Below are 13,324 nucleotides of genomic sequence, written 5' to 3'. Positions count from 1 at the left end.
GTTGTCCCCCTTAGTAAGTAAACGGCGTTTCGCTAATTTCAAGTGCTATCGCCAATTTACCTGAATAGTCTAGTCCAGCCATTAACAAACGGCCTAATTCATCTAATTCATAATGTGTAATACCTTGAGCATAAACCCAACCATGTGCCATTTTTAAGCCAACACGATGTGGGGAGGCATCTACCACTTTAGCCAGTTCGTAATTAATTTGTGCATTACGAATGAATGCACCGGCATTAAAAAATTTTTCATCATAGTGTGCTGCGTAAGAACCGTTTGTCGTCTCAAGATGGATATAAACGTCTTTGTTGGCGAAAGAATTTAGTAATTCTTGCAACGTCTCTACTTGTACTTCTTGCATCTTAACACTCCTCTCGATTATTTCTTTCTTAAGTATAGTCAAAAAAGGTCACAAAGGGAAATTGAATGACCTTTTTATGACAAATTTTTGTTGAGGCAATTACTCATATTTTAAAATAGGGTAAAATAGTGAAATCGCAAAAGTTTATGATACTCTTGTTATTTTTTAAGCAAAATCCTTGAAAAAGTTATTGTAATGTATCAATATATAGAGTGTGAAAGCAAATATGTACAAAAAGTGTCGCTTGAATTTGTATGCGGTTTCACAAAACAAAAAGATGTTGCATATTTGATTTCTCTCACGTAGAGTGACAGTTTACCGTGTAGAAGGGGATTTTTAAAAAAAACGATTTCTATCTTGGTACAATAGATGACGTCCTTCTACATAATTAGGTTTAAAACTGTAACGTGAAGAGAAGACATGAAAGCTCATTATCATAGTATAGTAAAAAAGCCACAATTCTCTTTATGACGGAGAATTGTGGTTTTTTTACATGTATGCGCATCAAAAATAAGACTACTCTTAAAACTTCCTAGCAAATAGCGGAGAGAATAGGATATGTACCTTTTAATAACGATTGAGCTTCTTTTCAATGGAATCTAAACGACTATTAACGGATTGTAATTGTTTGTACATTTGTTTAAATTGTTGATTTTGATCTTGTGAATTGGAAGCAAGTAATTGTGCATCCTCCTCCTCCTCCTGTAACGCTAAAATCGTGGCAAGGGTGGATAGTGAGTAACCGAGAGTTAATATAATGGATGCGATTACTTCAACTTTAGAAGAAGTTATATCTCCAGCTAACAAGCGTGATTCTTCAGTTGTTTCCTCAGATTTTTGTTTTTTCATACGTCTCCCTCCCATATACAGCTAATATATGGCATATGTAGTGATACTGTATCTTGTCCTATTTTATTGTGTAAAAGTAAAAATTTTAAATTTTCAGATAATAATATTGATTTTTCAATTAAAGTATTGCATTATAATAGGAGCAAAAAATAAGTAGTAGGGGGAATTGATGGGATGAAGGATTATAAGTTTTGTAAAGAATCTAGAGTTATGCGGACAAGTCGTGTTTTTCCGAATGATGTAAACAATCATAATACTCTTTTTGGTGGTCGTTTAATGAGTGATATCGATCAAGTCGCATCAATTTCCGCAGCCAAACATAGTAGAAGAGATTGTGTCACCGCTTCAACAGATTCGGTCGATTTCTTACAACCAATTCGGCCTACTGATTCTGTCTATTTTGAGTCCTATGTGACATGGACAGGGACGTCTTCGATGGAGGTATTTGTGAAAGTTATTTCCGAAAATCTCAAAACAGGTGAGCGAAAAGTTGCCGCAACAGCATTATTAACCTTTGTCGCACTTGATGAACAAAATCAGCCTACTGCTGTTCCGCGCGTTATACCTGAAACAGTAGAGGAAACAAAATTGCATGAGACTGCTTCTGAACGAGCAAAAGCACGTGCGGAGCGTAAAAAAGAAAGTAAAGCATTAGCTAGTTTTATTTCCATGAACGATCCATGGGATTATCGGCTCGAACTAATGGTTAACTATATGTAAAAAAGGTATCTAATTAGAAAAACCTGACCTGTTGGCAAGGTATATAGGTCAGTTCTAATTAGATACCTTTTTATATTTTATAGTCCTTTTTTTATTTAAAATTAATATAGAAGTGAAGACTACTGCCGTTGATTTCTGCTACGGGCGGGCGCTTTCCGCGGGCACATCGTAAGCCGCAACCCTCGCTAGCGCGCGGTTTGTTGCGTCTTACGTACTGTGTGTTCTGAGCAGGAGTCGCCCGCCCTCCACTCCAATCAACTTTATATGTATTGCTAGCAGTCTACTATAATGGCTACTTGGACATGGCAAACAGCTTCATAGAGAGGGGATGCTTGAAGGGTATGGCAAGACGAAAGTAAGACCAATCAAATCAAAGCGCAAGTAATTTATGAACTAAAGGAAATCTATGAAGTAGTGGAATTAATCAAAGTCGCTGATATTCCAACCCATTTTTCACAATAAAAATAACAAAAGGGAGTAAGATTTCTATTCTTAATCCCTTTTGTCGACAAGCTGAGAGCACTTTAATTGCTCTCTCTACTATTTAAATGTACTTTTACATTCATTAAATTTCAGTTACAGTCACTACTGGCGCTCCAAAGCGAGATTTCGCACCGTGCATTACTGGTCCAACATAGTCGTTTAACGCCCAACCATGAGCGATGGCAGCTGATACAAATTCCTTTGCTTCAATAACAGCTTCTTTTACAGATAGACCATTTGCTAAATTTGCTGTAACAGATGCAGCGAATGTGCAGCCTGCACCGTGGTTAAAAGTAGAAGCTACTTTTTCTGATTCTAACAAGTAGAATGTTTCACCATCAAAAAATAAGTCTGTAGCTTTTTCTGTTGCTAACGCTTTGCCACCTTTAATGACAACGGCTTTTGCACCTAGCTCATGAATTTTACGCGCTGCTGTTTTCATGTCATCAATTGACTTAGGTGTACCTGTGCCAGCTAATTGACCAGCTTCAAAAAGGTTCGGTGTTGTAACTGCAGCTAGCGGTAGAAGATATTGAATCATAGCATCAGTGTTTCCAGGATTTAATACTTCATCATCACCTTTACATACCATAACAGGATCGATGACAACATTAGAAGTACCAGATTTTGCGATTGCTTCACCAGCTATGCGAATGATTTCCTCTGTTGAAAGCATACCTGTTTTAACTGCATCAATGCCTGTAGATAACGCTGTATCAATTTGTTTTTGAAGAAGCTCTGTTGGTAATGGTGTTACATTATGTGTCCAACCATTTGGATCCATTGTAACAACTACTGTTAGTGCCACCATCCCGTATGTGCCATGTTCTTGGAATGTTTTAAGGTCTGCTTGCATGCCAGCGCCGCCAGATGTATCTGAGCCTGCAATTGTTAAAGTTTTTTTAAGAGCCATGTTAAAGATCTCCTTTGTTTTTGAATAGTTTAATCTACCGTTAAGTATAGTCCTATTCTGATTCTGTAAAAATAGTCAGAAATCAATATTTTTATAAGGTCAGTATAAATTGAAACTTGAATAACACATTATTTTTTTGTACCGTTGTAAGAAAGAAAGGGGCTTGTAATTTCAATGAAAGAAGTATTCCCAAATGATTGGCAAACAATACTAACAGATGAATTAGAAAAAACATACTATCAACAGTTACGTCAATTTGTGGCACATGAATATTCGACACAGACGATTTATCCACCGATAAATGATGTAATGAATGCATTTACCTGTACGGCTTTTCGTGATGTAAAGGTTGTAATCTTAGGACAAGATCCATACCACGGACCGAACCAAGCTCATGGCTTAAGCTTTTCCGTAAAGCCAGATGTTCCACACCCGCCGAGCTTACGCAATATGCTACAAGAATTACAGGATGATATAGGTTGTCCAGTTCCTCAGCATGGTACATTAACGAAATGGGCACAGCAAGGTGTATTGCTTTTAAATACTGTTCTAACAGTAAGAGCGGGACAGGCTCATTCCCATAAGAACCAGGGCTGGGAACAGTTTACGGATGCTGTTATCGAAAAACTTGCAGCGAGGCAAAAACCAATTATCTTTGTACTATGGGGCAAGCCGGCACAACGCAAAAAGCAAATAATTTGTCAGCATTCAACATCCCATGTGATTTTAGAAGCGCCACATCCAAGTCCACTTAGTGCCTATAGAGGCTTTTTTGGAAGCAAGCCGTATTCAAAAATTAATGAGCAGTTAATTGAATGGGGAGAGCAACCAATTGATTGGTCTTTAGAATAAAGTGGCACAAATCGTTTGCTTTATACACTATTAAAATAATGATACAGTTAATAATAGAAGAAAGAGAGGCATACGATGCAGGTAAATTGTTTTAAATGTCAATATTTTAAAGTAACATGGGACCCGCAAACACCGCGTGCTTGTGTAGCATACGGCTTTAAAACAAAGCAAATACCATCAGTTGTTGTCAAACAATCGTCTGGCACGGACTGCCTAAAATTTGTGCCAAAAGTGGAAGGTGAGAGAGCGCAATGATTTCATATGAAGCTGTCATACAGCAACTTGAAAAACAATTAGCCAGTGCAAAAAATACAACGAATGACCAGCAAATTCGTGAGGCACTGACAGCCATTCGTGCATTATGTGATGTGGTACTGGATTTACCAACAGATAGCGCACAAATTCAAGCAAAGCATTTACCGCAAATGTTAAGTACAGAGCAAATGCCATCTACATTAAACACGGCAAAAATAAAACATGACGATGGCGCAAACGGAGATTCGATTTTTGATTTTTAGATTGTTCGCTAAACGTTCCTAAAAACTAGCAATGTTGAGCATTAAGATGAAAAAAGGTAGGGTAAATGAGATGAAAAAATTTATTGTCACAGGTGCACTTCATGGTTTTTTAGCAGTAGCATTAGGTGCATTTGGTGCACATGCATTAAAAGATATAGTAGATGATTATGGTCTGGGCATTTGGGAAACAGCTGTGCAATATCAAATGTTCCATGCTACGGGTCTACTTATAATTGGTCTATTAATGAGCTCGAAATTGCTAGGCGAGGTTAAACAATTAAAGTTAGCAGGTATCTTCTTTAATCTAGGGATTGTATTTTTTGCCGGAAGCCTATATGTGTTAGCGGTCAGCGGCATTAAAGTTCTAGGGGCAATTACACCAATTGGTGGAGTGTTATTTTTAGCCGGCTGGGTACTGATAATCGTTAGTGCTTTAAAACATGCCAAATGATTAACGGATATTTTTTACACCACTTTTGTACAGTAATATTCCATTAAAATCGAAAAAATTAGTATGCTAGGTAATACTGGCATGCTATTTTTTATAGATAAAACAACCACTGTTTGTTTATAATTTTAATTCCTATTGGTTTTGTATGGATTTATAGGGTACACTAGTATTACTAAAAAAGGAACTAAAAGAAAGCAGGGTTATAGTTATGGAGAAATTATTTACATTACTTGATGAGAGATATGATGAGATGGTAGCAATTCGTCGCCATTTACATCAGTATCCGGAAATATCCTTTGAAGAAGTGGAAACACCAGCTTACATAGCAGCTTTTCATAGCGCATTAGGGCATGAAGTACGAGAGCAAGTAGGTGAACGAGGAGTTGTTGCAACGTTACGTGGAGCAAAGCCAGGAAAAACTGTGGCGCTACGTGCTGATTTTGATGCATTAGCTATCCAAGAAGAAAATGATGTGCCTTACAAGTCTATGGTCGACGGTAAAATGCATGCTTGTGGACATGATGGACATACCGCAACTTTACTTGGACTTGCCAAGGTGCTAAATGCCATGAAGGATGAGCTTGCCGGTAATGTAGTGTTCATTCATCAGCATGCAGAGGAGGTTGCGCCAGGCGGAGCAAAGCCGATGATTGAAGATGGTTGCCTCGATGGGGTTGACGTGATCTTTGGTACGCATTTATGGGCACCAACACCACTTGGGGACATTTTAGTGAGAGAGGGAGCTATAATGGCAGCCGCTGATAAAGCTGAAATTCTTATTCAAGGAAAAGGAGGGCATGGTGCAGAGCCACATCATTCCATCGATGCGGTTGTGCTAGCGTCTCAATTTGTTATTAATGCACAGCAATTAGTTGCTCGTCGTATAGACCCATTAAAATCTGCTGTCTTAACAATTGGTCATTTTGAGGCGATAAATCCATTTAATGTTATTGCTGATCGAGTAGCTTTAACTGGTACTGTAAGAACATTTGAGGATGAAGTACGTACACAAATGGAACAGGAGCTGGAGGCGATATTAAATGCTACTTGTCTCGCCTTTGGGGCAAGTTATGATTATCGTTATACAAGAGGATATCCACCAGTTTATAATCATGCGAAAGAAACAGAATTTGTTGCACAGCTTGCAGCGGATATTCCAGGAGTAGAAAATGTTATTACATGCCCGCCGTTTATGATTGGGGAAGATTTTGCGTATTACCTTGAGCGCATTCCTGGCACGTTTTTCTTTACGGGTGCCAAAAAACGTGAGTGGGAAACAGCCTATCCACATCATCATGCACGTTTTGATTTTGATGAACGTGCAATGTTAATCGCTGCAAAAACGTTAGGGAAAGCGACTTTGCAATTTTTGCAAGAGAATAACTAGCTCAAATGAGACTTGGACAAAGCTTTATACTTAAACCAATAAAATTTGGTAATAAATTTCTGCCATAAAAGATGAAAAGTTGTTGGTAGCGAAGTTGATAACTCCTGCGGGCATTCAGCGCGTTCGCGAGGGTTACGGCTTAAGGTGTGCCCGCGGAAAGCAACGCCGTAGTGGACAACAACTGCACAGCAAAAAAGTGTTAGATTGATTGCGGTCAATCTAACACTTTTTCTCTTTTGTCCAAACCTCATTTCAGTTATGGATTTTGATTGAAATATGACATTTCCTCATCGAATTCAGCGAAATCAAAGTAAATCATTGGGAATAAAAAGCGATGATTTGATTTAATTTCTCTTAAAATAACGTGATCCCGACCTGCAGCTTCTACCACACCACGTACTGTCTTTGTATTTTTCCCTTGCTCAACAGCATGTTCAAAAGAAAAGTGGAAAGTACCAGGTTTTCCTCGATTCAAACGTAAGATATTTTCAATGTACGACTCCTCACGTCCAGGTGGCCGTCCGCTTGGAAGTGTCACTGGAGGAGGTGTCATTTGTTGTTGAGTTGTCGGTGTCCAATAGTAAGGCATCATAAGTATCGACCTTCTTTCATTTAAATTTGAGGACAATCTTCTTCGGTTGGTGAGAAGAAGCAATGCGATTTGTAACGCCCCGTGTTCCATTGACCATACCATTGTTCAGGGCAATCACCCTCAGGTCTGAAAAACCACAGCGAGCGAGTAGCCGGATGGAACCTTTCACCTTCAATAACCCTTCTTGCTAATCGAATGTCTTGATCACGTGCCCGTTGATAAAAATAACTTTTTGTTGTAGCTTCAAACCCCCCTGGACGTTGATAAACCATTTGCTCGAGTGTTCGAATATCACCAAAATCGAGACAATCTGCTCGTACACGATTGACGCCAACATTGCCAACCATTAGCATGCCCAGTTCACCTTCACCCTCAGCTTCCGAACGCATAAGCCTTGCAAGCAAAGCAGTTTGTGCTTCATTAGTCTTTATAACAGCGATTTTCAAACCTCCTCGCAACCAGTATATGCTCAAAGGTGTTGTAGACATGTTTAATTTCCATAAGAAAGAAATTCACATTTCAAATTGCTGAAGCATATATTAGTAATAACGAGTAGTCCGTGGAAATAAGGGTGTTTATAGATTTTTTCTAAGTAAATGGGGTAAAGAAAAAAATAGAAAAAGTTCAACTTGCTTCAGCAGAAGTCCTCCACTTCTATAAGTTGGAGATGAATGCCAAATAGTCACATAAGCGAAATGGGGAGCGAACCCTTGCTGAATCAAGTTGAAGGCGCTGGCAGATGTCACAGGTTTTTCTAAGCATATTTGAAAAAATTTGGACGCAAATACGCCGAGGCGTTATTGCTGAGGGGAATGTGGATAGAAATTTGCATGTGTATTACTACATGTGAGGTGGAAGGGCATGGAGATTGGTGTTTGGTTTGGAATTTTATTGAGTGCCGTACTAGCTTTTTTACTCGGGAATATCTATGGTCAGCCTCTCCATTGGTATCTTTTAATATTAATAATTGTAGTTGGCTTTTTCATTAATACGATTATTATAATTTTAAAAGTTAAGGATGAAAGCTCGTAAAGTTTTTAATGTAGGTGAAAGCAGAGTAGTAGGTTGTAGGTTGAACATCATTAATAGGGTGCTTCCTGTTCAGTTTTGAACAGGAAGCACCCTATTTTATTGTCGTATTGAAGCGCATTAAATACTTACATAGGAAGATTGCAGTTTATGATAGATATTTGCGGATATGTTGAGAAAAAACTTATGATTTGCAAGTATATTGAAATTTGTTTGAGCCATACTAAATTGGAATGATATAGCTTTCATAAAGGAGTAGTACTATGCGTATTTTCAGTATGTTTGTAGCAATTATCGTAAGTGCATTAATGGCTGTTGGAATTGCTGAGTATTACCATCAGCCTTATAATTGGTATTTAGTATTTCTAATGATCCTTATAGGTTTTTTTATTCATACCATTATTTTAATAATAGAATCGGAAAACAGTGAGGAACATGAAGCATAAAAAAATGCGAGCCCATTTTATATGGACGCGCATTTTTTATTTTATTTAACTGATAGGAAGTTCACTAATTTTTCGTTATCAAGTAGGTTACCAACAAAGAATGCACCGAACTCACCATAGCGAGCAGATACTTCGTCGAAACGCATTTCATATACTAATTTTTTGAATTGTAATACATCATCTGCGAATAGAGTAACGCCCCATTCGTGATCATCGAATCCAACCGAACCAGTAATAATTTGTTTTACTTTTCCTGCATAGCCTCGACCAATCATACCGTGTGAACGCATTAAAGACTTGCGCTCATCCATTGATAACATGTACCAGTTATCATTACCTTGACGACGCTTGTCCATTGGATAGAAGCATACATACTTAGAACGAGGAAGTTCAGGGTATAAACGTGCACGCACATGTGGATTTTGATAAGGATCTTCGTTTGATTCACCAGCTAAGTAGTTTGAAAGCTCGACAACAGATACATAAGAATATGTAGGAATTGTAAAATCAGCAATTGCTAATTTGTTAAATTCCGCTTCAAGCTCTTGTAATTCATCCATCGTTTCGCGTAATGTCATAATCATAAAGTCTGCCTTTTGACCAACGATTGCGTAAAATGCATGAGCACCTGTTTTAGCAATATCTGCTTCATTTAGCTTTTCTAAATAAGCTATAAATTCCTCAACTGCTGCTTGACGTTCTTCAGCAGAAACAAGTTTCCAAGAAGCCCAGTCGATTGAGCGGAAATCGTGTAATGCGTACCAACCATCTAATGTAATTGCTGCTTCATTCATTATTCAAAGCACTCCTTTATAAGTGAAAATCATTCTTAATTTAGTTTATCATAGTTTGTACGAAATCCCTAAATTCATGAGTGAATTTCACGAATTTGACACCTTCGTCGGATGCTGTATGCTAAAGAGAAGAGATGTAAATAGAGGAGCTTCAAATTAAATGAATAGTAATTTACTACAGCCGATTTGGCGTATATATGATCAATCTATTAGCTTGAAAAACAGCACACCACTTGAATCATTTGCAACCGATGATACGCTGTGTCAATTAGTAGGACAGCTTGTATCGCCGCCGACTATACGAACTTGGGTACATAATGCCTCTGTGGTGCTCGGGATTCAAGATCATCGTTTACCATTTGTACAGCAAGGAATGAAGTTGCTTGAAGAACGAGGCTATCACCCAATTGTACGCAACTCAGGCGGGCTAGCCGTTGTGCTGGATGAAGGAATACTAAATATTTCACTTATTTTATCTGAACAAGCAACCGCAATAGGTATTAATGATGGCTATGATGTAATGGTAGCGCTAATAAAAGCATTACTACCAGAAGCTGCCGATAAAATTGAAGCCTATGAAATTGTAGGTTCTTATTGCCCAGGGTCCTATGATTTAAGTATTGAAGGTAAGAAGTTTGCCGGCATTTCACAAAGACGATTACGTCAAGGGGTTGCAGTGCAAATTTATTTATGTATTGAGGGAAGCGGTGCAGAACGTGCTGCGCTTATTCGTGATTTTTACACTGAGAGTTTACGAGGAGAAGAAACGAAATTTACGTATCCCAAAATTATACCGGGTGTAATGGCTTCATTAAGTGAACTGATCGATGTCTCATTAACGGTAGAAGACGTTGTGATTCGTCTTCAACAAGTTATCCAGACATTTGCCGATGAAGTTCGTTTAGAGCCCTTTCATGATGAAGAATTACAACTATATGCTTTTTATTTACAGCGTGTGTTCGAACGAAATGCTAAAATGCTTGAATTGAAATAATAGTAAATAAAAAAAAGGCGAATGTGCTAACTAAGCACATCGCCATTTTCTTTTTGATAAGTTGGACCGCTAACAACTAGATTACCGTTTTTCTCCATTTTGAAAACAGGCGCAATACGCTCATCCTCTTCATCTAGCGTTACAAGGCGTCTAGCACGGTTCATAATTTGTACAAACTGCTCATAATCTTTGCGAATCGCTCGATTTTCTTCTTCTAGCTGAACAATTGTTTTCTCTAGTTTTTTATTTTTCTCAGAGGTTACGTGTACAAGTTGTCTCCATTTTGAAGACTCATTACCTATTTCACCAGAATGTTGTAAACGTAGTAAATATGCTATGACAATATCAAGAGATAGTGCAGATAGTGGAATTGACTTGCTATCTGTATCACTATTAGTAATTGTAAACATATTTGTGGAACGACGTCTTGCTGGTGCGCCCAACACTCGCATTCTCTCTTTTCTTTCTTTTTTCGCATCTGCTAACTGCTCTTCATAAGTTTTACGAACAACTGCATTCCAACGGAAACCACATGCTGCAGCAGTACGATTTAACGCATCACCAGCTTCTTCAAAGGCATTTAACTGTGTGCTACCTTCTGTTACGTGACGAATTACTGCCTCTGCTAGCAATTCATCGTTTTCTTCTAACCAAGCATCTTGTCTTACTTTACTCATCATATAATCCTCCCACCTTTATTTGGAACTTCCTTATTTATGTCTAGCATGACCAATCTTTTAACCTTTTATTCATCCAAGTGGAAGGAATTATGCTTGAATACAAGGGGAAAAATGCGATACAATACCGGATGTAGGTTTGTGCGTATGCTGCATACTTAAATATGTGAAGGTTATGCGGACATTAAAAAATTTTATTTAACAAAATACTATATAGAAAGGGTTGTTGACAAAATGGCAAACGAATTTAAAGTTTGCGATGAATGTCAGGCCGTTAACTTAAAAACGTTAATTCCAAAATTAAAGGAAATCGATCCTGATGCAACCATCGAAATTGGATGTCACTCTTATTGTGGACCGGGACGAAAAAAAACATTTACATTTGTAAATAGTCGCCCTGTAGCTGCATTAACAGAAGAAGAACTAATGGAAAAAGTTTTAGCAAAATTAAAAAATAAGTAATAAAAAACTATCTTCACATGCTGAAGGTAGTTTTTGTTTTAGAGCGATAGTAACCTATTTAAAGTGAAAAATGCGTTCAATTAGGTTGATAGTCTCTATACTTACAGTGCAATCTCTATGCTAGTTCTATATTGTTTGCATATAATAGAAGAAAGATGAAATGGAGGTGCTGTACAATTGACACATTATGCAAAGGCAAAATTACAAGAGGAAAAAGTATTTAAAGATCCAGTACATCGTTATGTACATGTGCGTGATCAAGTTATTTGGGATTTAGTAGGGACAAAAGAATTTCAACGTTTGCGTAGAATTCGCCAACTTGGCACTACGTTTTTAGTATTCCACGGGGCAGAGCATAGCCGCTTTAGTCATTCACTTGGTGTTTATGAAATAGTGCGTCGTATTGTCGATGATATTTTTGTAGGTCGTCCGGATTGGGATGAGGACGAGCGGCTACTAGTGCTTTGTGCAGCCCTATTACATGATCTAGGGCATGGCCCATTTTCACATGCATTTGAAAATGTATTTGAGTTAGATCATGAATTTTACACGAGGCAAATTTTACTTGGTGATACAGAAGTACATGCAGTGCTAAAAAAAGTAGGACCGGATTTTCCCGAGAAAGTATCGCAAGTAATAGAAAAAACGTATCCGAATAAGCAAGTCATAAGCTTAATATCGAGCCAAATAGATGCTGACCGTATGGATTATTTACAACGTGACGCTTATTTTACAGGTGTAAGCTATGGCCATTTTGATATGGAACGCATATTACGAGTAATGCGCCCACGCAAAAATCAAGTAGTAATTAAAGCCACAGGTATGCATGCCGTAGAAGATTATATTATGAGCCGCTATCAAATGTACTTACAAATATATTTCCACCCTGTCTCACGTAGCGCAGAGGTTATTTTAAATAATATACTAAAACGAGCGAAGCAATTAAGCCAAGCAGGCTATAAGTTTAAGCATGAGCCTACACACTTTTTAGCATTTTTCCAAAACTCGATTACGTTGGAAGATTATCTTGCTCTGGATGAAAGTATTCTTTTTACATATTTTCAACTATGGATGCAAGAAGAAGACGCGATATTAAGTGATTTAAGTCGCCGCTTTGTCAATCGTAAGCTATTCCAGTACATCGATTTAGATCCAGGCGTGGAACTAGAGAAATATCAAAAGCTACAAGAGTTATTTAAACAAGCAGACATAAATCCAGAATACTACCTTGTGCATGATACAACGGCAGATCTTCCATACGATTTTTATCGACCAGGGGAAGAAGAAGTACGTGTTCCTATTTTTTTAGAGATGAAAAACGGGGAATTACGTGAACTATCAAGGGAATCTATTATTGTCGACTCCATTTCTGGTCGAATGAAACGAGATCATAAAGTATATTTCCCACTCGATATTTTAGAGGATGATAGTACAAAAGCGGGAGTTAAGCAACAGATTTTAAAGTTATTACAAATACAATAAAAGAAAATCTAAGGAATTATATCTATTTTAAGAATATACAAAACCAAATTGTGTATATATAATATAAAAGCACTAAACTCACTTGAATATAGTGATAGTTTAGTGTTTTTTATTATGTAAAATTTCATATTAGTTTGAAGGGCTGGAGATATATCTAGGAAATGATAATGAAAAATATGGTAATGTTTAGAATTTGTTTAGATTTGTTTTTTATAATGAAGTAAAACCTAAAAGGGGGTGAGGCCATTATCTTTGTAAAGGCGTCACATCAGCTTAGGATACATACAACTGTTTACAAACACAATGACTAGACA

18 protein-coding genes are annotated in these 13,324 nt (G+C 37.6%); 11 read left to right on the top strand and 7 right to left on the bottom strand.

The window, feature by feature from the left end; genetic code table 11:
* Positions 1–10: 10 nt before the first annotated feature.
* Both ACQKNX_RS16575 and ACQKNX_RS16570 read right to left on the bottom strand, forming a co-directional pair.
* Positions 11–361, bottom strand: a complete 351-nt coding sequence (locus ACQKNX_RS16575) for a YojF family protein (RefSeq protein ID WP_427429826.1) — start codon at positions 359–361, stop codon at positions 11–13.
* Between the two features lie 567 nt (positions 362–928).
* Positions 929–1,210 (bottom strand): hypothetical protein, encoded by a 282-nt coding sequence (locus tag ACQKNX_RS16570; protein WP_401010868.1) that lies wholly within the window; start codon positions 1,208–1,210, stop codon positions 929–931.
* A gap of 174 nt (positions 1,211–1,384) precedes the next feature.
* On the opposite strand from ACQKNX_RS16570, the gene ACQKNX_RS16565 reads away from it, so the two are divergent.
* A complete protein-coding gene (locus tag ACQKNX_RS16565; RefSeq protein ID WP_427429825.1) occupies positions 1,385–1,930 on the top strand; it encodes an acyl-CoA thioesterase in 546 nt (181 codons plus the stop codon).
* Between the two features lie 565 nt (positions 1,931–2,495).
* Here ACQKNX_RS16565 and thiD read toward each other — a convergent pair.
* A complete protein-coding gene (gene thiD, locus ACQKNX_RS16560; protein ID WP_427429824.1) occupies positions 2,496–3,326 on the bottom strand; it encodes a bifunctional hydroxymethylpyrimidine kinase/phosphomethylpyrimidine kinase in 831 nt (276 codons plus the stop codon).
* Between the two features lie 174 nt (positions 3,327–3,500).
* Between thiD and ACQKNX_RS16555 the strand changes: the two genes are divergently transcribed.
* From ACQKNX_RS16555 to ACQKNX_RS16535, 5 genes are all read left to right on the top strand, one after another.
* Positions 3,501–4,178: a uracil-DNA glycosylase gene (locus ACQKNX_RS16555; RefSeq protein WP_427429823.1), complete on the top strand. Its 678-nt coding sequence runs from the start codon at positions 3,501–3,503 to the stop codon at positions 4,176–4,178.
* Between the two features lie 75 nt (positions 4,179–4,253).
* Positions 4,254–4,433: a uracil-DNA glycosylase gene (locus ACQKNX_RS16550; RefSeq protein ID WP_340821041.1), complete on the top strand. Its 180-nt coding sequence runs from the start codon at positions 4,254–4,256 to the stop codon at positions 4,431–4,433.
* Entirely contained in the window at positions 4,430–4,696 is a 267-nt protein-coding gene (locus tag ACQKNX_RS16545) for a YwdI family protein (RefSeq protein ID WP_427429822.1), read from the top strand. Before ACQKNX_RS16550 ends, ACQKNX_RS16545 begins: the two co-directional genes overlap by 4 nt.
* Positions 4,697–4,766: 70 nt before the next feature.
* On the top strand, positions 4,767–5,147 hold the full coding sequence (locus tag ACQKNX_RS16540) for a DUF423 domain-containing protein (RefSeq protein ID WP_427429821.1): 381 nt from the start codon (positions 4,767–4,769) through the stop codon (positions 5,145–5,147).
* A 208-nt stretch (positions 5,148–5,355) separates the two neighbouring features.
* On the top strand, positions 5,356–6,534 hold the full coding sequence (locus tag ACQKNX_RS16535) for a M20 family metallopeptidase (RefSeq protein ID WP_427429820.1): 1,179 nt from the start codon (positions 5,356–5,358) through the stop codon (positions 6,532–6,534).
* 256 nt (positions 6,535–6,790) lie between these two features.
* Here the strand turns inward: ACQKNX_RS16535 and gerQ are convergent, their stop codons facing one another.
* Positions 6,791–7,126, bottom strand: coding sequence for a spore coat protein GerQ (gene gerQ / locus ACQKNX_RS16530; protein WP_173478664.1), 336 nt, complete (start codon positions 7,124–7,126; stop codon positions 6,791–6,793).
* A gap of 20 nt (positions 7,127–7,146) precedes the next feature.
* On the bottom strand, positions 7,147–7,572 hold the full coding sequence (locus ACQKNX_RS16525; protein ID WP_427429819.1) for a cell wall hydrolase: 426 nt from the start codon (positions 7,570–7,572) through the stop codon (positions 7,147–7,149).
* A 415-nt stretch (positions 7,573–7,987) separates the two neighbouring features.
* On the opposite strand from ACQKNX_RS16525, the gene ACQKNX_RS16520 reads away from it, so the two are divergent.
* Together ACQKNX_RS16520 and ACQKNX_RS16515 are read left to right on the top strand one after the other, a co-directional pair.
* A complete protein-coding gene (locus ACQKNX_RS16520) occupies positions 7,988–8,158 on the top strand; it encodes a hypothetical protein (RefSeq protein WP_427429818.1) in 171 nt (56 codons plus the stop codon).
* A 260-nt stretch (positions 8,159–8,418) separates the two neighbouring features.
* The gene (locus ACQKNX_RS16515; RefSeq protein ID WP_427429817.1) at positions 8,419–8,601 is read left to right on the top strand and encodes a hypothetical protein; all 183 of its coding nucleotides are present in this window, start codon (positions 8,419–8,421) and stop codon (positions 8,599–8,601) included.
* Positions 8,602–8,642: 41 nt separating this feature from the next.
* Here the strand turns inward: ACQKNX_RS16515 and hemQ are convergent, their stop codons facing one another.
* Positions 8,643–9,395 (bottom strand): hydrogen peroxide-dependent heme synthase, encoded by a 753-nt coding sequence (gene hemQ, locus ACQKNX_RS16510; protein ID WP_427429816.1) that lies wholly within the window; start codon positions 9,393–9,395, stop codon positions 8,643–8,645.
* A 160-nt stretch (positions 9,396–9,555) separates the two neighbouring features.
* Here hemQ and ACQKNX_RS16505 point away from each other — a divergent pair, with 160 nt between their 5' ends.
* Positions 9,556–10,389 (top strand): lipoate--protein ligase family protein, encoded by an 834-nt coding sequence (locus tag ACQKNX_RS16505; RefSeq protein ID WP_427429815.1) that lies wholly within the window; start codon positions 9,556–9,558, stop codon positions 10,387–10,389.
* A gap of 26 nt (positions 10,390–10,415) precedes the next feature.
* On the opposite strand, the gene ACQKNX_RS16500 is transcribed toward ACQKNX_RS16505, so the two are convergent.
* Positions 10,416–11,066 (bottom strand): RsfA family transcriptional regulator, encoded by a 651-nt coding sequence (locus ACQKNX_RS16500; RefSeq protein ID WP_427430031.1) that lies wholly within the window; start codon positions 11,064–11,066, stop codon positions 10,416–10,418.
* A 234-nt stretch (positions 11,067–11,300) separates the two neighbouring features.
* On the opposite strand from ACQKNX_RS16500, the gene ACQKNX_RS16495 reads away from it, so the two are divergent.
* Both ACQKNX_RS16495 and ACQKNX_RS16490 read left to right on the top strand, forming a co-directional pair.
* Positions 11,301–11,528 (top strand): DUF1450 domain-containing protein, encoded by a 228-nt coding sequence (locus tag ACQKNX_RS16495; protein WP_024362844.1) that lies wholly within the window; start codon positions 11,301–11,303, stop codon positions 11,526–11,528.
* 177 nt (positions 11,529–11,705) lie between these two features.
* Entirely contained in the window at positions 11,706–13,010 is a 1,305-nt protein-coding gene (locus tag ACQKNX_RS16490) for an HD domain-containing protein (RefSeq protein WP_427429814.1), read from the top strand.
* Positions 13,011–13,324 lie beyond the last annotated feature (314 nt).

The organism is Lysinibacillus sp. NPDC093712, from assembly GCF_050280025.1.
In the GTDB taxonomy this organism is placed as follows: domain Bacteria; phylum Bacillota; class Bacilli; order Bacillales_A; family Planococcaceae; genus Lysinibacillus.
Note: the sequence above shows the minus strand (reverse complement) of the source record. Positions and strands in the feature narration are given on the sequence as shown.